Here is a 22,344-nt window from a genome sequence, read left to right as displayed (position 1 = left end):
ATTGATTAAAATATTAAAATGATTAAAAATGAAAAAATTTTACTGTAATACTATTGGTCATGGAGAAATTAATCTCATTTTTTTAAGTGGGTGGGGATTTAGTTCAAAAATATGGTTTTTTATAATTAAAAAAATTCATCTCCTATATAAATGTTATTTAATTGACCTTCCTGGAATCGGAATAAATCAGCAGCTAAATTATATAAATTTTCAAAAAATGATAAATATTTTGAAAAAAAATATACCAAAAAAATCCATCTTAATAGGATGGTCTATAGGTGGTTTAATTGCGATTTATCTAACAATATTTTATCCAAAAAATATTTTGGGAATAATTAACGTATGTTCATCTCCTTGTTTTCTAAAAAAAAAGAAATGGCCTGGAATGGAAAAAAATACAATACATCACTTTTATTATCAATTAAAAAATAACTACTATAAAACTATAAATAATTTTTTGTGTTTACAAACAATTGGATCAGAAAAATACATCCAAGATGTAATAAAATTAAAGAAAATTTTTTTATGCGAAAAAAAACCAAATGAAAAAATATTAAAGGTTGGACGAAAAATTCTTGAAAATATAGATTTACGTTATGAAGGTATGCATTTAAAAACTCCATTATTAAGAATATATGGTGAATTAGATCATTTAGTTCCTCAAAAAATATCGCAAATACTAGATATACAATGGCCTAATAGCAAATCTGAAATTATAAAAAAAGCAAGACACATACCTTTTGTTTCGCATAAAGAAGAATTTTTTATAATATTATTGAAATTTATAAAAAATTTTAATATATGATAGGCAGAAAAATATAGACCCCAAAAAAATTGGGGCTATAATGTTTAATTTAAAGAATACCTTAAAAGGGTATTTCATCATCAAAATCAATATCAGAAGAATGATTTTTTTCTTTTTCTGATTTAAAATTGTCTATATTTTTCAATGATTGATCTGAATCTATTTTTTTTGAAAGATTAGCATTATTTTCATTAACAGAAATATTATTTGAATTAGAATGGCGATTACCTAGCATTTGCATGGTTCCACCAATATTAACTATCACTTCAGTCGTGTATCTTTCAAGGCCGTTTTGGTCTTGCCATTTTCTTGTCTGAAGAGATCCTTCAATATATACCTGAGAGCCTTTACGAAGATATTCTCCTGCAATTTCTGCTAATTTTCCAAATAATACTATTCTATGCCATTCAGTTTTTTCTTTATTTTCACCAGTATTTTTATCTTTCCAATTCTCTGAAGTCGCAAGGGTCATATTCACTACTGCATTACCATTGGGCATATAACGAACTTCAGGATCTTGACCTAAATGACCAATTAAAATTACTTTATTAATACCTCTACTTGCCATAAAAACTCCATTTTTTTCATTTTAAAAAAATATACTTTAAGTAGATTTTTAAATTATTTGTAATAAAATATATTATTTTGAATTAAAAATTTAATTACATATAATGTCATTTTCAAGATTATACTATGATAATAATTTATTAGTTAGAGTTAAAAAATAAAACTATTTTAATAATTTCTAAATATTTAATTAAAAAATAATACAATTGTATTTATTTTATTAAAATTTTTATTTAATTTGCTTATAATTTTAATCCTAAATAAATATTTTCTTTTATACAAAAAATAAATAAAATTTATAATTAATTAATTTTTATATATTATTTAAATTATTTTACTTTAATAAATTAGATTAAAAAGTATTTTATAAAAAATTTTAAAATTATAATCAAAACAATGTATTCATCAAAGGGAAAAACCAAAATATTATATTTAATGACATAAATTAAATCATCCATTTTAAAAACTAAAATTAATATTTTAATGCTATTGAATATATCAAAAAAATACCTCCTAAATATATTCCTCATATATAAAAATATAATTTTCAAAATTAAAATATAAATCAAACATACAAGTTAAACATACAAAGTATATTTTTATATATTTTTTTAAGAAAGAGAATCAATTAAAATTTTAAAAAAATATAAAAAATATTAAACTGGATTAATTAGTAAATAATCTATTGTTTATATAATATATCTTCGAAATAATTTACTAAATACATGGTACATGCAATACATATGTCTAAAAATAAATTATATTTACACCAAATTAATCGATTAAAAATTCCACCGCATTCACTAGAAGCCGAACAGTCAGTACTGGGAGGGTTAATGCTAGATAACGAACAATGGGATAATATTTCAGAACATGTAGTAGCAGATGATTTTTTTAGTAAGCCACACCGATTAATTTTCCAAGAAATGCAACAGCTGTTGGATTTAGGTCATCCTATTGATTTAATTACTTTATCAGAATCATTAGAACAAAAAGGCAAACTAGAAAGTGTAGGTAGATTCTCATACTTAGCAGAATTATCAAAAAATACTCCTAGTACAGCAAATATTACTGCATATGCTGATATAGTAAGAGAACGGGCTATAGTTAGAGAGATGATATTAGTAGCTAATAAAATAGCAAATGCTGGATATGATACACAAGGTCGAAAAAGTGAAGAATTATTAGATTATGCCGAATCAAGTGTTTTTAAAATAGCAGAAAAACGTTTTAGAAAAGATTCTGGACCTAAAAATATAGAACAGATTTTAGATGAAACAGTAACAAGTATCGAAAAATTATTTTTATCACCTAACGATGGCGTTACAGGAATTAATACAGGATATCAAGATTTAAATAAAAAAACATCAGGTTTGCAACGTTCTGAACTCATTATTATTGCAGCGAGACCTTCAATGGGAAAAACAACATTTGCAATGAACTTATGTGAAAATGCTGCAATGTTGTATGATAAACCAGTTTTAATTTTTAGTTTAGAAATGCCTAGAGAACAAATTATGATGCGTATGTTAGCTTCTCTATCTAGAGTAAACCAAGCACGCATTCGTACTGGACAACTAAACGATGAGGATTGGTCACGCATGTCTGGAACAATCAACGTATTACTTAAAAAAAAGAATATTTATATAGATGATTCTTCTGCTTTAACTCCAAGTGAAGTGCGTTCAAGAGCGCGTCGTATTTATCGTGAAAATAAAGGATTAACTTTAATTATGGTTGACTATTTACAATTAATGAGAGTACCATCTCTTTCTGAAAATCGAACTCTAGAAATTGCTGAAATTTCTCGAACTTTAAAAGCATTAGCAAAAGAACTTCAAGTACCCGTAATAGCCTTATCACAACTAAATCGCTCTTTAGAACAACGTTCAGATAAAAGACCAGTAAATTCAGACTTACGAGAATCTGGTTCATTAGAACAAGATGCGGATTTAATTATGTTTATATATCGTGATGAAATATATCATGAAAACAGCGATTTTAAAGGAGTTGCAGAAATTATAATAGGGAAACAAAGAAATGGTCCAATTGGAACAATATGCTTGACTTTCAATGGTCACTGGTCTCGATTTGATAATCACTGCGGATCTAAGTATGATTAATACTAATATATTTGTATAAAAATTTATATTTATAAATATTTTTATAATATTTATTAATATAAACTATTTAATAACTAAGATGTATATAAGGGTTGAAAATGAATAAAAATAAAATTTTAAAAATAGGTATAGTTATGGATCCAATTTGTTCAATTAAAATCGAAAAAGATTCTAGCTTTGCTATTTTGTTAGAAGCTCAAAAACGAGGACACAAAATTTATTACATGGAAATGAATGATCTTTATCTAAATGGCAATAATCCTTGTGCTAAAATACGATTAATGAAAGTAGAAAAAAATAAAAATAAACATTTTGAATTCATTAAAGAAATAGATTCTAAACTGGAAAAATTAGATGTTATCCTTATGCGTAAAGATCCGCCATTTGATATGGAATTTATTTATGCGACATACATCCTTGAACGTGCACAAAAAAAGGGAGTATTAATTATTAATAAACCAGAAAGCCTACGAGATTGTAATGAAAAAATATTTGCTTCAGAATTTCCTAAATTTATAACTGATACGCTAGTTACCAGAAAATTATCAAAAATATATAAATTTTGGAAAAATAATAAAGATATTATAATAAAACCATTAGATGCAATGGGAGGATCGCAAGTTTTTCGAATAAAAGAAAATGATTCCAATTTTAAAGTTATTGCTGACATTATGACGAATCAAGAAAAAAAATATTGCATGGTACAAAATTATTTGCCAAGTATAAAAAAACATGGAGATAAAAGAATTTTAATCATCAATGGAAAAGTGATACCGTGGTGTTTATCTCGAATTCCTCAAAAAGGAGAAATTAGAGCTAACTTAGCAGTTGGAGGAATAGGAAATGTACAAAAACTTAATAATAAAGATTGGGAAATAGCAAAATATCTGTCTCCAATTTTAAAAGAAAAAGGCCTATTGATAGTAGGAATTGATATAATAGGTGATAAATTAACAGAAATAAACGTTACCAGTCCTACATGTATATGTGAAATTGAATCAAAGAAAAATATTTCTATTACTGGAATATTAATAGATGGTATTGAAAAGAAAATATATAAAAAGAGCTTATAAAATGATAGTAATAGCATTTGATTTCGGTATGAAAAAAATAGGTGTTGCTGTAGGAGAAAATTTTCTTAATACTGGTAAAGCTTTAAATGAGTTGCCTGCTCGAAATGGAAATCCAAATTGGAAAGACATTAAATGTTTGTTAAATATTTGGAAACCTAAATTTTTAATTGTAGGATTACCATTAAACCTAGATGGGACAAAGCAAAATATAACAAAAAAAGCAGAAAGATTTGCTTTTTTATTAAACCAAAAATTTAATATTTTTGTAAAATTACATGATGAACGATTAAGTACTAAAGAAGCTAGATCAATAATATTTTCTAAAGGTGGTTTTAAAGCTTTTCGAAAAAATAAAATACATTCTACTTCTGCTGTAATTATACTAGAAAGTTGGTTTATGCAATACGCATAATAATGCTACTAAACTTAATAAATCTATTTATACAATGAATAATATTAATATTAATATTAAAAATATTAAAAAAAAAATAAAAGAAATGTCAAGAAAAAAAAATATCTCTTTAACTAATTTAAGAATTGTCGCTGTTACCAAAAATCAAACAACAAAAAAAATAAAATTAGCAATTTCGTCTGGACTTTATGAATTTGGAGAAAATTATCTTCAAGAAGGTATTATTAAAATTAAAAAATTAAAAAAATATAAAAACATAGTTTGGCATTTTATTGGAAAAGTTCAATCTAAAAAAAGCAAAATTATTGCAAAATATTTTGATTGGTGCCAAACAATTGATCGTGAAAAAATTGCTATTCTACTTAATAAGTATAGAATAAAAAAAAATTTTCCAATGAATGTTTTAATACAAATTAATATTTCTAAAAATTTAAATAAAAATGGTATTTGCGTAAAAAATTACAAAAAATTAGCAAAAGTTGTTTCTATAATGCCTAATTTAAATTTTCGCGGAATAATGATTATGCCTCCGGTAGAAAACCAAATTATCAATAATAATTACTATAAACAAGCAAAAATAATATTTAATGAACTTAAAAAAAAATATAAATCAGTAGATACACTATCATTAGGAACTAGTTTTGATAAAGATGTTGCTTTACTTCATGGAAGCAATATGATAAGAATTGGACATTGTATTTTTAATCAAAATAATATGAAAGTATTATGAATTTAGAAAATTATGCTCAAATTACCTCCTATTAGTTTATATATTCATATTCCTTGGTGTTTGAAAAAATGCGGATATTGTGATTTTTATTCATATGTTCATAAAGGTTCAATTCCAGAAAATAATTATATTAAAAATCTACTAAAAGATTTAGAAAGTGATTTATCTTTAATTAATCAAAGAACAATAAAAAATATTTTTATTGGCGGTGGAACGCCTAGTTTACTAAAAGTATCTTCTATAAAAAATTTAATTAATGGAATTAAAAAAAGAGTTAAAGTTTCTAAAATAGCAGAAATTACTATAGAAGCTAATCCTAAAAAAATAGAATATCAACGCTTCGAAGGTTATAAAAAAGCTGGTATTAACCGATTTTCCTTAGGAATTCAAACATTTAATTCCGATTTATTAAAAAAAATAGAACGTACATATGATAAATATGAAGCAATTAAAACTGTAGAAAAAATAAAAAAAATAAATAATAATTTTAATCTAGATATTATGTATGGATTACCAAATCAATCATTAGAAAACGCTCTATCAGATCTAATGCTTGCTATAAAATATAAAGCACCGCATATATCATGGTATCAATTAACTATTGAACCAAATACTGTTTTTTATTTTAAAAAACCAACTTTACCTAATGAAAAAATTATTTTTCAAATATTTAATCAAGGAGATAAATTTCTAAAAAAATCAGGATATAAAAAATACGAAATATCTTCCTATTCAAAATCAAAATACAAATGTAAGCATAATCTTAATTATTGGAATTTTGGTGATTATTTAGGAATAGGATGCAATGCTCATGGAAAAATAACGCAAAAAAACGGAGATATTATTAGACTAGTTAAGAATAAAAATATAAATGATTTCATAAATGGAAATTATTTAAATATTAAAAAAAATATTGCTAAAAAAGATATTCCTTTTGAATATTTCATGAACTCTTTTAGGTTGTATAAACCTATTTTTAAAAAAAAATTTAAAGAAAGAACAAATATTAATTTAATTGATATTAAAAAAAATATCAATAAGGCCCTTACAAAGGGATATATAAAAGAAACCAAAGATTTCTGGAAAACAACGAAAAAGGGGAAACTTTTTCTTAATTCATTATTAAAAATTTTTTTGGACTGAGTAAATATTTATTTTTGAGATATAAAAATTAAATCAAAAATTTTATTTCCTAAAGAATGTGCTTTTTTTTCAAATTTTGTTGCTTTTCGCAGCATTACTAATTCGGAAAAAAATTTATTTTTTGGTAATTTTATATAATTTTTAATATATTTAATCGTTTGTAATATATAATCGGAATAATTCCCTGAATCTGTTGCAATATGCAAAATACCACCTATAATTAATTTTTTTAATACTTTTTTTAAAAAAGAAGCTTGTATCATTCTTCTTTTATGGTGTCTATATTTAGGCCAAGGATCCGGAAAAAAAATTTGTATTTTTGACAAACTATTATTTAAAATCATTTTATCAATTACTTCAACTGCATCATAACAAATAATTTTTAAATTATTAATTTTATAAGATTTAATATAATTTAGACAAGAACCTATTCCTGATTTATATACTTCAATGCCTAAAAAGTTTTTATTAGGAAAATTAATTGCATTATTTATTAAAGATTCTCCTGATCCAAAACCAATTTCTAAAATAACTGGAGAAGAAGAACAAAAAATAGATGTAAAATTTAATGGGATTAATTGAAAATCAATACCAAATAATGGCCAATACTTCTTAATCGATTTTAATTGAGACTTGGTTATGCGGCCTGAACGACAAATAAAACTATGATTTTTTCTTAAAAAAATTCCATTTTTATCATATATCGGTGTTATAATATTATTTTTCATTTTAAATTAAAGATTCTATTAATCTCAAAAAAATTTAACTAAATATACCTATATTATAACTTTTTTTTAAAAAAATATATTAAATTATTCTCTTAAAATAAATCTTATAAATAATGACGACACATAATTTTTCCCAATTAATCCTCAATTGGTATCATACATGTGGAAGAAAAAATCTTCCATGGCAACGTGAAAAAACATTATATAAAGTTTGGATTTCAGAAATAATGTTACAACAAACAACAGTAAAAACTGTCATTCCATATTTTGAAAAGTTTATAAAAAAATTTCCAAATATAAATTCTTTAAATAAAAGTAAACCAGATGATATACTTTATTTATGGAGCGGCCTTGGATATTACAAAAGAGCTGAAAACATTTATAAAACGGCAAAAATCATCCAAAAGGACTATAAAGGAAAATTTCCAAAAAATTTTTCAAATATTATTAAATTTCCAGGTATTGGTAGGTCAACAGCAGGAGCAATTCTATCTTTAACTTTAAACTATTCCTTTCCGATATTAGAAGGTAATGTAAAAAGAATTCTCACTCGATACTATGGTATTAAAGGGCACGTAAAAGAAACAAAAGTAGAAAAAAAATTATGGCATTTAATAGAACGTCTTATTCCAATAAACAATACTGGAAAATTTAATCAAGGAATTATGGATGTAGGGGCTCTTATTTGTACTACTATTAATCCAAAATGTAATGATTGTCCCTTAAAACAAAATTGTATTGCTTATAAAAATAAAGAATGGGAAAAATATCCTACTAAAAAAAATAAAAAAATAAAATTAAAAAAAAAATATTGGTTTGTTATTATTAAATATAAAGACAAATTTTGGATAAAAAAAAACCAACAAAAAACAATTTGGAATAATTTATTTTGCTTTCCATATTTTGAAAGCATAAAAAATTTGACTCAATGGTTTCAAAAAAATGAAATAGATTTAAATCAAAAAAGTAAATTAGCATCTTTTAATCATACACTAAGTCATGTTAAATTATGCATCAATCCTATATTAATTGAGCTGTATTCTACTAAAAAATTTATTAGTTTAAATAATACAGGAATTTGGTATAATTCCAAAAATCCTCAAAAAATAGGATTTCCTAAACCAGTCAAGAAAATATTAAACATATTAAAATAAATTTTTAAAACAGGAGTACAAATGAGTCGTATAATTTTTTGTACATTTTTAAAAAAAAAATCTGAAGGTCATAAGTATCCACCTTATCCAGGTATATTAGGAAAAAAAATATATAAAGAAATATCTAAAATAGCTTGGGAAAAATGGATTATAGAACAAACTAAAATTATTAATGAACAAAAACTGAATATGATAAAAAAAGAAGATAGAAAAAAAATAGAAAATTATATGCAATTATTTTTATTCAAAAAATAAATATTAATTTTATAAAAATTTATTTCATTCAAAAAATGCTTATTTTTGATTCCGGTATAGGCGGTTTATCTATACTTAATATTATAAAAAAAGAAATTCCAGAAATAAATTATATTTACGTTTTCGATAACGAAGCTTTTCCGTATGGAAAAAAAAAGAAACAGTTTCTTATAAAAAGAAGTATAAAAATTATAAAAAAAATAAAAGAAAAATACCCTATTAAAATAGTAATTATAGGTTGTAATACAGTATCTACAACATCTTTAGAAATTTTAAAAAATATTTTTCATATACCAATAATAGGAATTTTACCCTCTCTTAAACACGCTTCAAATATAACAAAAAATAAACATATCGGATTAATAGCAACACATGCAACAATAAATAGTGCATACGTTAAAAAAATAATAAGTAAATATTCTTATTTAAATAATATAAAAATTATAGCTACTAATAAATTAGCTAGAATATCTGAAAATAAAATTAGAAATTTATCGATTTCTAATACAGAAATAAAAAATATTTTTAAACCATGGAGTGATTGTCTGACTTTTCCTGATACAATTATACTAGGATGTACTCATTTTTCATTTATTGAAAAAGAAATTAAAAAAATTTTTAAAAAAAAATCTACTATCCTTATAAATCCACAAGATTTAATTATTAGTAAAGTTAAAAAAAAAATTTGTCGATATTTAGATAACCAAAATATCAAAGAGAATATTTTTTTATATTCTAAGAATGATAAAAATATTGAACAACTATTATTTTTATTAAAAAAATATAATTTTTCTAAATTAAAAAAGATAAGTTTATATTAATTTATTTTTTTTATGAAATAAACTTTTATATTTTTTACATAAGTATTTTAATAAGTCATACAACAAATTGATATTTTTAATGTCATTAGAATGTTTATTTAATAGTATTTTAATATCATAAAAATATTTTCTTAAATAAGAAGCATTAAAGATATTCAAACAATATTCAAGCCAAATTTTTTTTTCATTTTTATTAAGTACATCAAAAAAATTACGAGCTTTATAGCGAAAAAATAAACAGTTTAAACGAATATCATAAAAATTTGGTTGAATATTCTTTAAATGATGCGGTTTAGTTTGATTAATCAAATTAACTAATTTTTTATCATGAATATTAAAAAAACTATTATACAATTGTAAATCTACATTTGAAGAAACAGAATATGAATTACGACGAAATAAAAGTTTATTTACCTTTCTAATCAAAAATAAATTTTCCTTAATTAAATTAACTCTGTTTTTATATAGGTCTATATCAAAATTTAATCGTTTTATATCTTTTATACGCAAAGATTGAATAGGCGCTAAAATAGGACAACGATTAAGATGCACTAGTATCACTCCCAAGTCAAATATATTTTCAAAAAAAATATTACTTAAAGGCTTCTTTTTTAAGAAGGCAATTAATTTTTTAACATCCTTAAATAAATCAATAGCAATTAATACATTTTTATTATTTAAATCCCAGGTTATAGGTAATATACAACTACTATTATTTCTTATAGCCCCGAAATAACTAGAAATATAAATTACTGGTTTAAAACTTTCTATTTTTACTGATTTATATAAAATATCTTTTTTTCGATGTTTGTAAAAAAAATTAAATAATTTTGGATGCTTTTTTTTTATTAATTTTGCTATTTTAATAGTAGCATAAACATCTGACGTAGCATCATGAACATTATTGTGTAATATATGATTTATTTTAGTCAATTCTGATAATTTGAATATAGGAACACCAAATTCATTCTTAGGCCATTTTATACCATCAGGTCTTAAAGCATGACATGCTCGAACAATATTTAACAAATCCCAACGAGAATTATTGTTTTTCCAACTCCATTCATAAGGATCAAAAAAATTACGATAAAATATATTCCTTGTAATTTCGTCATCAAAAATAATATTGTTATAACCAACTATACAAGTATTAGGAGTTATTAAAATATTATGTATTTTTTTAGCAAATTTATATTCATTACTACCGTATTTTTCTGTATATTGCGGAGTAATACCAGTTATTAAAACTGCATTGGGGTCAGGTAAATAATCATCGGATGGAAAACAGTAAAAACATTGAGGCTCTTCAATAATATTTAAATTTTGATCGGTTCTAATAGATGCAAATTGAGCAGGTCTATCTAAAGATGTATGAGTTCCAAAAGTTTCATAATCATAAAACAAAAAATCAGAATTATTTTTTTTATATGTTTCTATAATTTTTTTCATATTAAAGGATTTTAAAAGGAATTTACAAATTTTTTTAAAATATGACAAATTAGATGTAATTTAAGACTAAATATTTTATTAATCGTTTTAAATTTTTTTATACTTTTATCTTTTATAAAATGTAATATTAAAGAATTTAAATGATTTAAAAAAATATACTTCCGCTTTAAAAAAGCTTAAATTTTAATTTATTCTCATATAAAACTTAAACTATTTTAAAAAATCATGATTAAAAAAATTTGATGAAATATTTTAAGAAAGGAAAAATATTGTAAGAAATGAAACTATTAAATTTAAAAAGATTTTAAAAAAATTTTTTCTCCCCTGACTGGATTCGAACCAGTGACATACGGATTAACAGTCCGCCGTTCTGCCAACTGAACTACAGAGGAATAAAGAGTATTTATATCAAAATTTTATATATCTGTCAAATATATATATAAAATAAAAAATAAATTAAAAAAAAATAAAAGAAATCTAGATTATTAATAAAAATTGATTTATAGTAAAGGAATAAAAAAATTATGGCCCTTTAGCTCAGTGGTCAGAGCAAGCGACTCATAATCGCTTGGTCGCTGGTTCAAATCCAGCAAGGGCCATAAAATATTTAAATTATTTTTTATTACTAAAAAATAAATCTAAAATTTAATAATTAATTGGAGCTCAATTGAGTGAATTATAAAGAAACATTTATTAAATTTCTTATAAAAAAAAAGTTTTAACTTTCGGAAAATTTGTTTTAAAATCTAAACGCATCAGTCCTTATTTTTTCAATTCTGGAATTTTATGTGCAGGAAAAGATATATTTGAAATTGGTTTAATTTACGCAAAAGCTATAATAAATTCAAATATTCAATTTGATGTATTATTCGGTTCTGCATATAAAGGAATTCCCATTGTCGTAGCTACTTCCATCGCTCTAAAAAATAAATATAATGTAAATATTCCATATTGTTTCAATAGAAAAGAACAAAAAAAACATGGAGAAAAAGGATTTTTAATAGGCGAAAAAATAAAAAATAAAAAAATTATTATTTTAGATGATGTTGTTACATCAGGGGCGTCAATAAAACAAGCTATTGAAATAATTAAAAATGAAAAATCTAAAATAGTTTCAATTTTTGTATTATTAGACAGAGAAGAAAAAAAAATAAGTATTAATAGGCACGAAAAAGAAAAATACAAAATAAATTCAATTATTAAAATTAATGAATTTATTTCATACGTTTTAAAAATCGAAGAATTAAAAAAATATGGAAAAAAAATAATTGAATACCAAGAAAAATATAATTTTTATTAAAAAATAATTTAAAATTTTACATGCCAGAATGTCCGAAACCTTTTTTTGAACGTAATGTTTTTTTGAAATTATTTACTATATAAAAATTAGGTCTAATAATCGGAACAAAAACTAATTGAGCAATTCTATCATTTGGATTAATGTAAAAATTTTTTTTACTTCGATTCCACAAAGATATCATTAATTCACCTTGATAATCTGAATCAATTAAACCAACTGAATTTCCCAAGATAATTCCATTTTTGTGGCCTAATCCTGAACGAGGTAAAATTAAAGCGGTAATATAAGGATTTTCGATGTATATTGCAATTCCTGTTGGAATTAAAATTACATCGTTAGCAATCAATAAAATTTTTTCTTTTATAGAAGCTCTTAAATCTAAACCTGATGAACCAGAAGTAGCATACTTAGGTAATAAAAAATTTTTTTTATTAATACATGAATTTAATATTTTAATTTTAATTTTATACATAATACACTTAACTTTACGAAGTAGCAAAAAATCCTGGATTAATTAAAGAAGATTGAGAAGACAATAAATAATCTAGTTTCCTTCCATTCAATGCTTGCATTTTTCCACCAGAAGCAATTACAATAGCATGACCTGCAGCAGTATCCCAAATATATGTACTTCCAAATCTCGGATAAATTTGAGCTGTTCCTTCAGCTATATAGCCGAATTTTAATGATGAACCTAATTTTTTTATTTTATAATTTTTTAACGTACTCAAATAATATTCTAGCTGATCATCTATATGTGATCTACTAGTTATTAATAATGGTACATCAGATTGAGCAACGTAAATTCTTTCACAACCTTTTGATGTTTCTTTCCAGGCTTTTTTATTAAAAGAAAAATATAAAATGTCAAAAAAAGGAGCATATAAAACACCTAATATTGGAATACCCTTTTGAATTAAACTAATATTTACTGTAAATTCTCCATTTTTTTTTAAAAATTCTTTCGTTCCATCTAATGGATCAATTAACCAATATATGTTCCAAGATTTGTAATTTTTTAAATGATGTTTTTGTTCTTCAGATAATATAGGAATATTTGGAAAAAAAGAAGTTAATCCTGTCGTAATAATATTATTTGATATATAATCGGCATTAGTTATTGGTGTATTATTTAATTTATAAGATATCTTAATAAAATTTTCTTGAGAAGAATATATATCCATAATAGCACTTCCAGCAACGCGTGCCAATTTACATACTTTTTTTAGCATTGTATACCTGTATTAATAATTAAATACATTTAATCTATAATTATTTCTTTGAAATTATATTAACAATAAAATATTGATGTATTTTAGGATGAGGCTGAAAAACGACTGTGTGCTCTCCTGTATGACGCAATACTCCGTTTGGTAAACGTATTTCTTTTTTGTTTATTTTGATACCTAATAAAGAAATTTCTTTAATAATGTTCCTAATACCTACAGAACCGAATATTTTTCCTTCTTTGCCAACTTTAGATAAAATTGTTATAGATTTTATTTTTTTTATTTTTTCAGCTCGTGATTGAGCAATAAGAAATTTATTTGTGTCTTCTTTTTCTAATTCAATACGCTGAGCTTCAAAAGACTCAATATTTATTTTATTAGCTAAAATTGCTTTTCCTGTAGGAATTAAAAAATTTCTAGCATAACCAGGTTTTACACGAATAATAGCCCCTGAATTACCTAATTTATTAATTTTTAACAAAAGAATGACTTCCATTTTTTATTCTCTCTTAGAATGTGTTATTAGAAAAATTTTAGCGGTGTTGATCAGTATATGGAAGCAAAGCAAGATATCGTGCTTTTTTAATACAACGAGATAATTGACGCTGATATTTAGCACGTGTTCCGGTAATTCGACTGGGAACGATCTTTCCATTTTCTGTAATATAATTTTTTAACATTATAATATCTTTATAATCTATATCTTGAATACCTTCCGCAGTAAAACGACAAAATTTACGACGACGAAAGTAGCGTGCCATTTAGATACCTCTAATATTATTTTCTTGTTTTAAAAAGATTTTTAAGAAATAAAAATTAATACTTAAAAATTTACTTTTTTTCTTTTTTTTCTTCTTTTAATTTCATTATAGGTGACAATTCAGAAATTGGTTTCTTCACAGACATAATCATATTTCTAATAACTGCGTTATTAAAACGAAAATCTGTTTCTAGTAAATTAACGATTTTAGAATCAGCTTCTATGTTCATGAGGATGTAATGAGCTTTATGAAGTTTTTTAATTGGATATGATAATTGGCGTCTTCCCCAATCTTCTAAACGATGTATTACACCTGAATGATTAGAAATAATTTTTTTATATTTTTCAATAATTAAGTTTACTTTATCACTATAATCAGGATGAATCATAAGTACAATTTCATAATGACGCATTTGAGAGAACGATCCTTTTGGTTTTTTAGCTTCTTAAAAAATAAGATTAAACTTTATTTTTTAAAAGATGCAAGGAACTTTTGTAAAAACTTTGATTATTTTTACATACTATTTTAAATTACTTAAAAAATCAATAAATTTAATTTATTTTAATTAATTATAAATTTTTTTAAAAAAATATATTTATAAAGATAATTCAATTTTTCTTTGATTTAAATTAACTGAAATAACTTTTACCTTTAAAGTATCGCCCAATCGATAAATATTTTTAGTTGATTTGCCAATTAATTTTAAACCCATAGAATCAAAATAATAATAATCATCACTTAATTTTTCTATATGAACTAATCCATCGATAAAAAATTTGTCTAAACGCACGAAAAAACCAAAAGAGGTAACATTTGAAATCACTCCTGTCAGAATATAACCAATTTTATTTTTCATAAATTCGCATTTTAACCAATCAACAACATCTCTCGTCGCATCATCTGCTCGTCTTTCGGTAATAGAGCAGTGAGCGCCTATTTTTTTCATTTCATTTATATTGTATAAAAAAAATTTCTTATAATTACAAGATTCTTTTTTAAAAGAAGCTTCTCTCTTATTTTTTAAAATTAATTTTTTAATGATTCTATGTAATATAAGATCAGGATAACGTCTAATAGGAGAAGTAAAGTGCACATAACTAGATAAAGCAAGTCCAAAATGACCACAATTAATAGGAGAATACACAGCTTGCTTCATAGAACGTAACAATAAAGTTTGAATCATTTCATAATCAGGACGATTTAATATTTTTTTTAGTAAAATTGAATAATGACAAGCCTTTGGATTGTCTCCACCTAATAAAGAAAGTCCTAATTCTTTTAATAACAAACGAAAACTACTCACACTTTCTTTGCTTGGCTGAGCATGATTTCTGAATAATATAGGATAATTATATTTTTCAATAAATCGAGCAGATGCTATATTGGCTAATATCATGCAAGTTTCAATAAACTTATGAGCGTCATTACGAATTTTTTGATAAATTTTATTAATACGAAAATGATCATCTAAAATAAATTTAGCTTCTGCATTTTCAAAAGAAATACCTTTTTTTAAAAATCTTTTTTTGTTTAAAAATTTGTATAAAAAAAACATATTTTGAATATATTTTAATAATTTTTTATATTTTAATTGTAATTCAACGTTACCATTCCAAATATCAAATATTTCATCATATGTAAAACGTCCATGAGAACGAATAACTGCTTCATAGTGTTTATATTGAACTAATTTTCCTTCACTTGACAAACTCATTTCGCATATTAAGCATAAACGATCTACGGAAGGATTTAAAGAACATAAGTCTGTGGATATTTTTTCTGGTAACATTGGTACCACTAGAGAGGGAAAATATACAGAGTTTCCTCTGTTAAAAGCTGCTTTATCTAAAGCAGTATTGGGTTTAATGTAATAACTTACATCTGCAATTGCTACCCATAAATTCCATCCTTCTTCTAAATCTTTCTTTTTTTTACAAAAAATAGCATCATCAAAATCACGAGCATCTTTTTCATCAATAGTAAAAAAAGGGAAGTGTCTTAAATCCACGCGATTATCTAAATCTTTTTGACTAATTTTATTACTGATTCGACACAATTGATTTTTTACTTCTCTTGACCATGAATAAGGAATATTATGTGTTCTTAAAGCAACGTTAATTGATAAATCAATTCCCATTTTTTTACCTAATACTTCTATTATTTTTCCTTGTATTTTATTTTTAAAAAAGCCCTTTTTTAATTTAACTAAAACAATTGATCCTATCGTAATTTTATTATTAATAATTGAAGGCAAAATAAAAATTTTAAAATTAAAACGACTGTCATTAGGAATCACAAATTCTATTTTTTTATCTAAATAATATCGACCTACAATTAATATATTAGTTGATTGAAATACTTTTAATATTTTAGCGATATTTCTTTTTTTATTTAACTGTATAATATGGGCTAAAACAAGATCTCCATGAATACATGATTTCATTTCATCCTTAGAAATCCAAACATCCTCTTTTAATGTTTCTGTTCTGAGAAATCCATAACCATCTCTATGACCTATAACTTTTCCTTTAACCAAATTAAGATTTTCTAAAGATATATAGCGACGATTAGAGGTATATATAATTTGATTATCTTTCTCCATTCTTTTCAATCGTTGACGTAATATTTGTTTTTCTTTTCGACAATTAATATGAAGTTTTTTTTCTAAAATTTTTTTACTAATTAAATTATTATACTTTTTTAAAAGAAGTAAAATATATTTCCTACTAGGAACAGAATTTTTATATTTTTTTATTACTTTTTTTTGGTAGATATCTACTACCATATTTTCTTTCTCCAATTAAATTAATTATTAATTGACATTAAATTATGAAAATAATATTCTTAGTTAAAACATTTTGAAAAAATTAAATAAAAACATTATTTAATCAATTTTTAAAAATGGATTATTTACTATAATAGTATCAAAGCGATCTGGACCTGTAGAGATCATATCAACAGAAATTCTAGCTATTCTTTCAATGCAATTTATATAATTACGAGCTTCTTTAGGTAAATCCTGTATTTTTCTTATACCTAACGTACTCTTCATCCATCCTGGATAAACTTCATAAACTGGTTCTACATTTTCAAATCCATAAAAACTAGGATAGTTTTTATTATTAACACCAATATTTTTATAAGACGTACAAATTTTTATTTCTTTTAAATTATCTAAAATATCTAATTTTGTTAAACAAAGACCAGATAAAGAATTCATTTTAACTGCTTTTCGCAATAAAACACCATCTAACCATCCAGTACGTCTTTTTCGACCAGTAGTAGCGCCAAATTCCTGTCCTCTTTTAGACAAATAATCATCTATCTTACCAAATGTTTCAGTGCAAAATGGACCATTTCCAACACGTGTAGAATATGCTTTAGTCACACCTAATATATAATTCAAATTTTTAGGTCCTATACCTGTACCAGTAATTGCACTACCAACAGTAGTATTTGAAGAGGTAACATATGGGTATGTACCATGATCAATATCTAAAAAACTACCTTGAGCACCTTCAAAAATTATTTTTTTATTATTTTCAATTGCTTTAAATAAAATAGAAGTAGTATCTTGAATCATATCGCAAATCAAATCTTTTACTTTAATTAAATTATTTAAAATAGTTTTATAATTTATTGATTTATGTTTATAAAAAGATACCAATTGACTATTATAATAGTCAACTATTTCTTCTAATCGAAGAGATAACTTATTCTCATCTTTTAAATCATTCATACGTAATGCTCGACGTGCAATTTTATCTTCATACGCAGGACCAATGCCACGCCCTGTAGTACCAATTGCATTTACACCTAACTTTTTTTCACGAGCTATATCCATTTCAATATGATATGGGAGTATTAAGGGCGCAGAATCAGAAATAAAAAGACGATTTTTAATCGAAATATAATTTTTTTTTAACATTTTTATTTCTTTAATTAATTCAAAAGGTGAAATAACTACACCATTAGCAATAATTCCAATTACATTAGGATGTAATAATCCAGATGGTATTAAATGAAGAACAATTTTTTTTCCATCTACTACTAAAGTATGACCTGCATTATGTCCTCCATGATATCTCACAACATAAGCACTATCTAAAGATAAAAAATCAACTATTTTACCCTTTCCTTCATCGCCCCACTGTGTTCCTAAAATTACAATATTATTATTCATCTTTTTAAGATCCTTTGAACTTTTTTTATATTTGAGTTTAATTGATTAATATAATGAAAAAATTCATTATCTGAATTAATTAAAATAATATTATTACCATTTTTAAAACTATTTTCATAAGCATGTATACTGCGAATAAAAAGATAAAAAAATGACTCTTTTTTAAAGTTTTCTGAAAATAATTTCGCTACTTTAGCTTCTCCTTGACCTTTTATTATCAAAGCTTGTTTTTGTGCTTCTGATAATATTAATGATACTTTATAATCAGCTGCTGCGCGTAATTTTTCTGCTTTTTCTTGACCTTGAGATCGCTGACTTCTAGCCACAGCTCCTCTTTCAGCCCTCATTCTATTATATATAGCATCAGATACTTCTATTGGTAAATTAATTTGTTTAATTCTTACATCTACTACTTCAATACCTAAAGCATTCATACTATTTACATTAATTGATGATTTATTATCTAAATGAACTGTGCCTTGATTTAAAGCTTTTAAAACATCTGTAGTTAATCGTCCCCGCGAGTCCATAACAACTTCCTTGACATTTAAACAACCCATTTCAGAACGTAACCGGTCACTAAATTTTCTTTTTAATAATACTTCAGCTTGAAAAGAATCTCCTCCTCCAGTAGCTAAGTAATATAAACCAAAATCATTGATCCGCCATTTTATATACGAATCAACAATTAGATCTTTTTTCTCTTTCGTAATGAAACGATCAGCTTGATTATCCATAGTATGGATACGCGCGTCTAATATTTTAACAGTTTGCAAAAAAGGAATTTTAAAATGCAATCCTGGAGTATAAACTAATGCTTTTTGATTATTATTACGTACAACTTTTCCGAATTGGAGAACAATACCACGATTTCCTTCTTTTATAATAAAAAACGAAGAGGAAAGAAAAAGAAGAAAAATACTTGATAAACAAATAAATATTTTACTCATAAATTTACTTCCTATGTGTATTTTGAGTATTCTGATCAACTAAATTAAGACGATTTTGTTTTGAAAAATCATGAAAAGATGATAAAGAAAGTCTGTTAACATCTTTTTTTTGTTTAAAATTAGCATGATTTTTCAATGTCTCTACTGAACTAGTAAAAATTTTTTTATTTTCTTTTAAAGAATCAAAAATGTTTCCTAAAGATAAAAATAATCCTGATTTATTTTTGTTATCAATAAAAATTTTTTTATTTTTTAGCAACAATCTTTCCATTGACTCTATATAAAGTCGCTGAAGTGTAATATTTTTAGCTTTTTTATATTCTGGTAAAATTTTTAAAAAACGAACTACTTCTCCCTGCGCTTCTAGAATTATTTTTGAAGAATACGATTTAGCTTCTTCTAAAATTCTTTGCGCCCTTCCCTTTGCTTTTGGTTCGACTTCGTTTGCATATGCTTCAGCTTCTCGTATATATTGTTCGCGATTTTCACGAGCAGCAATTGCGTCATCAAAAGCAGATTTAACTTCTTCTGGAGGTCTTGCTGTTTGAAAATTTACATCTAATATAGTAATTCCCATATTATAGGGCTTAATAGTTTCTTCAATTTCTTTTTGAGTATTATTTCTTACTAAAGTACGACCTTCAGTTAATATTCTATCCATAGTTAAATGCCCAATAACTCCACGCAATGCACTATCAGTAGCTTGACGCAAGCTATCGTCAGGATAATTAACAGAAAATAAATAATCTGAAGGATTTGTAATTTTATATTGTACATTCATTTCGACTCGTACTACATTTTCGTCAGAAGTTAACATGGTACCTGAAGTTGCTAATTCACGAACAGTTTCAACATTTACAGATTTGACTTCATTAATAAAAACTGGCCTCCAATTAAGACCTGGTCCAACTACATGACTAAATTTTCCAAAATTAGTTACTACACCACGTTCTGCTTCTTTAATTGTATAAAAACCACTAACGCACCAAATAAAAAAAATTATAAAAAAAATTATTAAAAAAGGATTTATATTATTTTTTAATTTATTTAATGAATTCGGTGATTTAGACGAATTAGACGAATAAGTTTTTTTAGTAACTAATTTGGTAAAGTCTAATATAAATTTCTTAAAATCAGATATATTTTTTTTTGTACTAATATTTTTTTCATTTAAGTTACTTGAGCAATCTTTTTTTTGATTATCTTTTTTTCCCCACAGATCACTTTCAGACTCTTTTTTGTTTAATTTATTCCAGGCCATTTTATGCCTCATTCTATGAAAAATAAATTCTAAAAATTTTTAAAAATTATAATATTCTGAGTAAAAAAATACTTTTTTATTTTAACGGGATAAAATTTTTTAAAATATTTTTATTAAAATTTATTCAATAAATTAATTAAATTAAAAAAATTTAACGAAAATTAAATAAATATTTAAAAAATTTTAATTAAATCTAATTAGAAATGTTAATTTAATATTTTTGATTTAATAAATTTAAGATTTTTTTTAAAAGAATATGATGCGATAAAGAACTATTTAAATAATGAATATTTTTCCATTTTTTTAACCATGTTAATTGATGTTTGACTAATTTACGAGTAGCAAAAATAATTTTATAAAACATTTCGTTATAAGTAGTTTTATATTCTAAATATTCCCACATCTGACGATATCCAATAGATTTTATAGAAGGTAAATTCTTATGTAAATCTCCTCTAAAAAATAAATTTTCTACTTCTTTTTGAAAACCCAAAAAAAACATATTCTTTATACGTTCCTCAATTTTTTCATATAACCATATTTGACTAGGAGGCATCATACAGAATTGAATAACACCATATGGAAATTTAGAAAAAATATTTTTTTTTAAATCTGTTAAAGTTTTTCCAGAAATGTAGAAAACTTCTAATGCGCGCAATAATCTTTGGTGATCATTTTTATGAATTCGAGAAGCAGATATAGGATCTATAAAAGATAGTTGTTCATGTAAAAAATTTTTTTTATTTCTATTTTTATCTAATAAAATTTGACGAATTTTAATATTTGAAGCTGGCAAATTAGACAGCCCATATAGCAATACTTGATAATAAAACATTGTACCACCAACGAGGCAAGGTATTTTCCCGATTTTTATAATTTTTTTAATTTCATTTAAAGCATCTTTTCTAAATTCTGCTGCTGAATAACTTTCGCTAGGATCTTTAATATTTAATAAACTATGCGGATGATGCAATAAATAAAAATCATTTGGTTTGTCTGTTCCAATATTCATATCACGATAAATTAACGCGGAATCTACACTAATAATTTCTATTGGTAAATATTTTCTAAGATAGATGACAAATTTACTTTTTCCACATGCGGTGGGACCCATTAGAAAAAGACATTTTTTTTTGAAAAATTTATTAATATGCATAAATTCACTAATTTTTATTTATTAATAAATAGAAAATATACTATAATGCATCTTTTAAATTTAATAAAATTGAATTTTTATAATTATAAAAAAATATTTTTAATTTAAAAATATCTAATTTAATTCTGAGAAATTTAAAAATTTTTAATCAATTTTCTTTTTTTTAATTTTTAAAAAAATAAGAATTTTAAATATTTATATATTCTACTAAAGAATTTTTTTAAATTTTAATTTTATTAAATTA

22 protein-coding genes, 2 tRNA genes and 1 pseudogene are annotated in these 22,344 nt (G+C 23.9%); 11 read left to right on the top strand and 14 right to left on the bottom strand.

Annotated elements, in window-relative coordinates:
- Nucleotides 1-28 precede the first annotated feature (28 nt).
- Nucleotides 29-805, top strand: a complete 777-nt coding sequence (gene bioH / locus DD681_RS00315) for a pimeloyl-ACP methyl ester esterase BioH (protein ID WP_158341045.1) — start codon at nucleotides 29-31, stop codon at nucleotides 803-805.
- Between the two features lie 61 nt (nucleotides 806-866).
- Here the strand turns inward: bioH and DD681_RS00310 are convergent, their stop codons facing one another.
- A complete protein-coding gene (locus DD681_RS00310) occupies nucleotides 867-1,373 on the bottom strand; it encodes a single-stranded DNA-binding protein (protein WP_158341044.1) in 507 nt (168 codons plus the stop codon).
- A 724-nt stretch (nucleotides 1,374-2,097) separates the two neighbouring features.
- Between DD681_RS00310 and dnaB the strand changes: the two genes are divergently transcribed.
- The 5 genes from dnaB to hemW all read left to right on the top strand — a co-directional run bounded on the left by dnaB (nucleotide 2,098) and on the right by hemW (nucleotide 6,853).
- Complete coding sequence (dnaB, locus tag DD681_RS00305; protein ID WP_158341043.1) at nucleotides 2,098-3,495, top strand: replicative DNA helicase; 1,398 nt, start codon at nucleotides 2,098-2,100, stop codon at nucleotides 3,493-3,495.
- Nucleotides 3,496-3,593: 98 nt separating this feature from the next.
- Nucleotides 3,594-4,568 carry a glutathione synthase gene (gshB, locus tag DD681_RS00300; protein ID WP_158341042.1) on the top strand — a complete coding sequence of 325 codons (975 nt, stop codon included), beginning with the start codon at nucleotides 3,594-3,596 and terminating at the stop codon, nucleotides 4,566-4,568.
- A gap of 1 nt (nucleotide 4,569) precedes the next feature.
- The gene (ruvX, locus tag DD681_RS00295; protein WP_158341041.1) at nucleotides 4,570-4,980 is read left to right on the top strand and encodes a Holliday junction resolvase RuvX; all 411 of its coding nucleotides are present in this window, start codon (nucleotides 4,570-4,572) and stop codon (nucleotides 4,978-4,980) included.
- A 34-nt stretch (nucleotides 4,981-5,014) separates the two neighbouring features.
- Nucleotides 5,015-5,710 (top strand): YggS family pyridoxal phosphate-dependent enzyme, encoded by a 696-nt coding sequence (locus DD681_RS00290; RefSeq protein WP_158341040.1) that lies wholly within the window; start codon nucleotides 5,015-5,017, stop codon nucleotides 5,708-5,710.
- A 12-nt stretch (nucleotides 5,711-5,722) separates the two neighbouring features.
- Nucleotides 5,723-6,853, top strand: coding sequence for a radical SAM family heme chaperone HemW (gene hemW / locus DD681_RS00285; protein ID WP_158341039.1), 1,131 nt, complete (start codon nucleotides 5,723-5,725; stop codon nucleotides 6,851-6,853).
- A gap of 8 nt (nucleotides 6,854-6,861) precedes the next feature.
- Here the strand turns inward: hemW and trmB are convergent, their stop codons facing one another.
- Entirely contained in the window at nucleotides 6,862-7,581 is a 720-nt protein-coding gene (gene trmB, locus DD681_RS00280) for a tRNA (guanosine(46)-N7)-methyltransferase TrmB (RefSeq protein ID WP_158341038.1), read from the bottom strand.
- Nucleotides 7,582-7,694: 113 nt separating this feature from the next.
- On the opposite strand from trmB, the gene mutY reads away from it, so the two are divergent.
- Genes mutY through murI form a run of 3 tightly spaced genes read left to right on the top strand, consistent with a single transcriptional unit; the run spans nucleotide 7,695 to nucleotide 9,811 of the window.
- Nucleotides 7,695-8,735, top strand: coding sequence for an A/G-specific adenine glycosylase (mutY, locus tag DD681_RS00275; RefSeq protein ID WP_187151979.1), 1,041 nt, complete (start codon nucleotides 7,695-7,697; stop codon nucleotides 8,733-8,735).
- Nucleotides 8,736-8,756: 21 nt separating this feature from the next.
- Entirely contained in the window at nucleotides 8,757-8,990 is a 234-nt protein-coding gene (locus DD681_RS03110) for an oxidative damage protection protein (RefSeq protein ID WP_187151978.1), read from the top strand.
- Between the two features lie 35 nt (nucleotides 8,991-9,025).
- Nucleotides 9,026-9,811: a glutamate racemase gene (gene murI / locus DD681_RS00270; protein WP_158341037.1), complete on the top strand. Its 786-nt coding sequence runs from the start codon at nucleotides 9,026-9,028 to the stop codon at nucleotides 9,809-9,811.
- On the opposite strand, the gene sbcB is transcribed toward murI, so the two are convergent.
- Together sbcB and DD681_RS00260 are read right to left on the bottom strand one after the other, a co-directional pair.
- Complete coding sequence (gene sbcB / locus DD681_RS00265; RefSeq protein ID WP_158341036.1) at nucleotides 9,803-11,260, bottom strand: exodeoxyribonuclease I; 1,458 nt, start codon at nucleotides 11,258-11,260, stop codon at nucleotides 9,803-9,805. The genes murI and sbcB overlap by 9 nt on opposite strands.
- A gap of 319 nt (nucleotides 11,261-11,579) precedes the next feature.
- A tRNA-Asn gene (locus DD681_RS00260) sits at nucleotides 11,580-11,652 on the bottom strand.
- 134 nt (nucleotides 11,653-11,786) lie between these two features.
- Here DD681_RS00260 and DD681_RS00255 point away from each other — a divergent pair.
- Nucleotides 11,787-11,859: transfer RNA gene (locus DD681_RS00255), tRNA-Ile, on the top strand.
- Between the two features lie 72 nt (nucleotides 11,860-11,931).
- Nucleotides 11,932-12,560, top strand: a pseudogene (pyrE, locus tag DD681_RS00250) (orotate phosphoribosyltransferase).
- A gap of 16 nt (nucleotides 12,561-12,576) precedes the next feature.
- Here the strand turns inward: pyrE and dut are convergent.
- The 10 genes from dut to miaA form a co-directional block, all read right to left on the bottom strand.
- A complete protein-coding gene (gene dut / locus DD681_RS00245; protein ID WP_261788374.1) occupies nucleotides 12,577-13,035 on the bottom strand; it encodes a dUTP diphosphatase in 459 nt (152 codons plus the stop codon).
- Nucleotides 13,036-13,045: 10 nt separating this feature from the next.
- On the bottom strand, nucleotides 13,046-13,792 hold the full coding sequence (cysQ, locus tag DD681_RS00240; RefSeq protein WP_158341034.1) for a 3'(2'),5'-bisphosphate nucleotidase CysQ: 747 nt from the start codon (nucleotides 13,790-13,792) through the stop codon (nucleotides 13,046-13,048).
- Between the two features lie 40 nt (nucleotides 13,793-13,832).
- Nucleotides 13,833-14,285 (bottom strand): 50S ribosomal protein L9, encoded by a 453-nt coding sequence (gene rplI / locus DD681_RS00235; RefSeq protein ID WP_158341033.1) that lies wholly within the window; start codon nucleotides 14,283-14,285, stop codon nucleotides 13,833-13,835.
- Between the two features lie 37 nt (nucleotides 14,286-14,322).
- Nucleotides 14,323-14,550 carry a 30S ribosomal protein S18 gene (gene rpsR / locus DD681_RS00230; protein WP_158341032.1) on the bottom strand — a complete coding sequence of 76 codons (228 nt, stop codon included), beginning with the start codon at nucleotides 14,548-14,550 and terminating at the stop codon, nucleotides 14,323-14,325.
- A 70-nt stretch (nucleotides 14,551-14,620) separates the two neighbouring features.
- Nucleotides 14,621-14,962, bottom strand: a complete 342-nt coding sequence (gene rpsF, locus DD681_RS00225; protein ID WP_158341031.1) for a 30S ribosomal protein S6 — start codon at nucleotides 14,960-14,962, stop codon at nucleotides 14,621-14,623.
- A 183-nt stretch (nucleotides 14,963-15,145) separates the two neighbouring features.
- The gene (rnr, locus tag DD681_RS00220; RefSeq protein ID WP_158341030.1) at nucleotides 15,146-17,335 is read right to left on the bottom strand and encodes a ribonuclease R; all 2,190 of its coding nucleotides are present in this window, start codon (nucleotides 17,333-17,335) and stop codon (nucleotides 15,146-15,148) included.
- A gap of 99 nt (nucleotides 17,336-17,434) precedes the next feature.
- A complete protein-coding gene (locus tag DD681_RS00215) occupies nucleotides 17,435-18,733 on the bottom strand; it encodes an adenylosuccinate synthase (protein WP_158341029.1) in 1,299 nt (432 codons plus the stop codon).
- Nucleotides 18,730-19,683 (bottom strand): protease modulator HflC, encoded by a 954-nt coding sequence (gene hflC, locus DD681_RS00210; RefSeq protein WP_158341028.1) that lies wholly within the window; start codon nucleotides 19,681-19,683, stop codon nucleotides 18,730-18,732. Before hflC ends, DD681_RS00215 begins: the two co-directional genes overlap by 4 nt.
- 4 nt (nucleotides 19,684-19,687) lie before the next feature.
- Nucleotides 19,688-20,944 (bottom strand): FtsH protease activity modulator HflK, encoded by a 1,257-nt coding sequence (gene hflK, locus DD681_RS00205; RefSeq protein ID WP_158341027.1) that lies wholly within the window; start codon nucleotides 20,942-20,944, stop codon nucleotides 19,688-19,690.
- 211 nt (nucleotides 20,945-21,155) lie between these two features.
- Nucleotides 21,156-22,058, bottom strand: coding sequence for a tRNA (adenosine(37)-N6)-dimethylallyltransferase MiaA (gene miaA, locus DD681_RS00200; RefSeq protein ID WP_222702916.1), 903 nt, complete (start codon nucleotides 22,056-22,058; stop codon nucleotides 21,156-21,158).
- Nucleotides 22,059-22,344: the final 286 nt, after the last annotated feature.

The sequence above is a fragment of the Buchnera aphidicola (Melanaphis sacchari) genome (assembly GCF_003096055.1).
GTDB lineage: Bacteria > Pseudomonadota > Gammaproteobacteria > Enterobacterales > Enterobacteriaceae > Buchnera > Buchnera aphidicola_P.
This window is presented reverse-complemented; position numbering and strand designations above follow the sequence as displayed.

Coding starts and splice junctions, on each gene's coding strand:
- DD681_RS00310 (WP_158341044.1), bottom strand. CDS start 1,373: ATGGCAAGTAGAGGTATTAATAAAGTAATTTTAATTGGTCATTTAGGT.
- rpsR (WP_158341032.1), bottom strand. CDS start 14,550: ATGGCACGCTACTTTCGTCGTCGTAAATTTTGTCGTTTTACTGCGGAA.
- miaA (WP_222702916.1), bottom strand. CDS start 22,058: ATGGGTCCCACCGCATGTGGAAAAAGTAAATTTGTCATCTATCTTAGA.
- DD681_RS03110 (WP_187151978.1), top strand. CDS start 8,757: ATGAGTCGTATAATTTTTTGTACATTTTTAAAAAAAAAATCTGAAGGT.
- sbcB (WP_158341036.1), bottom strand. CDS start 11,260: ATGAAAAAAATTATAGAAACATATAAAAAAAATAATTCTGATTTTTTG.
- ruvX (WP_158341041.1), top strand. CDS start 4,570: ATGATAGTAATAGCATTTGATTTCGGTATGAAAAAAATAGGTGTTGCT.
- mutY (WP_187151979.1), top strand. CDS start 7,695: ATGACGACACATAATTTTTCCCAATTAATCCTCAATTGGTATCATACA.
- gshB (WP_158341042.1), top strand. CDS start 3,594: ATGAATAAAAATAAAATTTTAAAAATAGGTATAGTTATGGATCCAATT.
- rnr (WP_158341030.1), bottom strand. CDS start 17,335: ATGGTAGTAGATATCTACCAAAAAAAAGTAATAAAAAAATATAAAAAT.
- cysQ (WP_158341034.1), bottom strand. CDS start 13,792: ATGCTAAAAAAAGTATGTAAATTGGCACGCGTTGCTGGAAGTGCTATT.
- murI (WP_158341037.1), top strand. CDS start 9,026: ATGCTTATTTTTGATTCCGGTATAGGCGGTTTATCTATACTTAATATT.
- trmB (WP_158341038.1), bottom strand. CDS start 7,581: ATGAAAAATAATATTATAACACCGATATATGATAAAAATGGAATTTTT.
- hflK (WP_158341027.1), bottom strand. CDS start 20,944: ATGGCCTGGAATAAATTAAACAAAAAAGAGTCTGAAAGTGATCTGTGG.
- rplI (WP_158341033.1), bottom strand. CDS start 14,285: ATGGAAGTCATTCTTTTGTTAAAAATTAATAAATTAGGTAATTCAGGG.
- hflC (WP_158341028.1), bottom strand. CDS start 19,683: ATGAGTAAAATATTTATTTGTTTATCAAGTATTTTTCTTCTTTTTCTT.
- rpsF (WP_158341031.1), bottom strand. CDS start 14,962: ATGCGTCATTATGAAATTGTACTTATGATTCATCCTGATTATAGTGAT.
- DD681_RS00215 (WP_158341029.1), bottom strand. CDS start 18,733: ATGAATAATAATATTGTAATTTTAGGAACACAGTGGGGCGATGAAGGA.
- DD681_RS00290 (WP_158341040.1), top strand. CDS start 5,015: ATGAATAATATTAATATTAATATTAAAAATATTAAAAAAAAAATAAAA.
- hemW (WP_158341039.1), top strand. CDS start 5,723: ATGCTCAAATTACCTCCTATTAGTTTATATATTCATATTCCTTGGTGT.
- bioH (WP_158341045.1), top strand. CDS start 29: ATGAAAAAATTTTACTGTAATACTATTGGTCATGGAGAAATTAATCTC.
- dnaB (WP_158341043.1), top strand. CDS start 2,098: ATGGTACATGCAATACATATGTCTAAAAATAAATTATATTTACACCAA.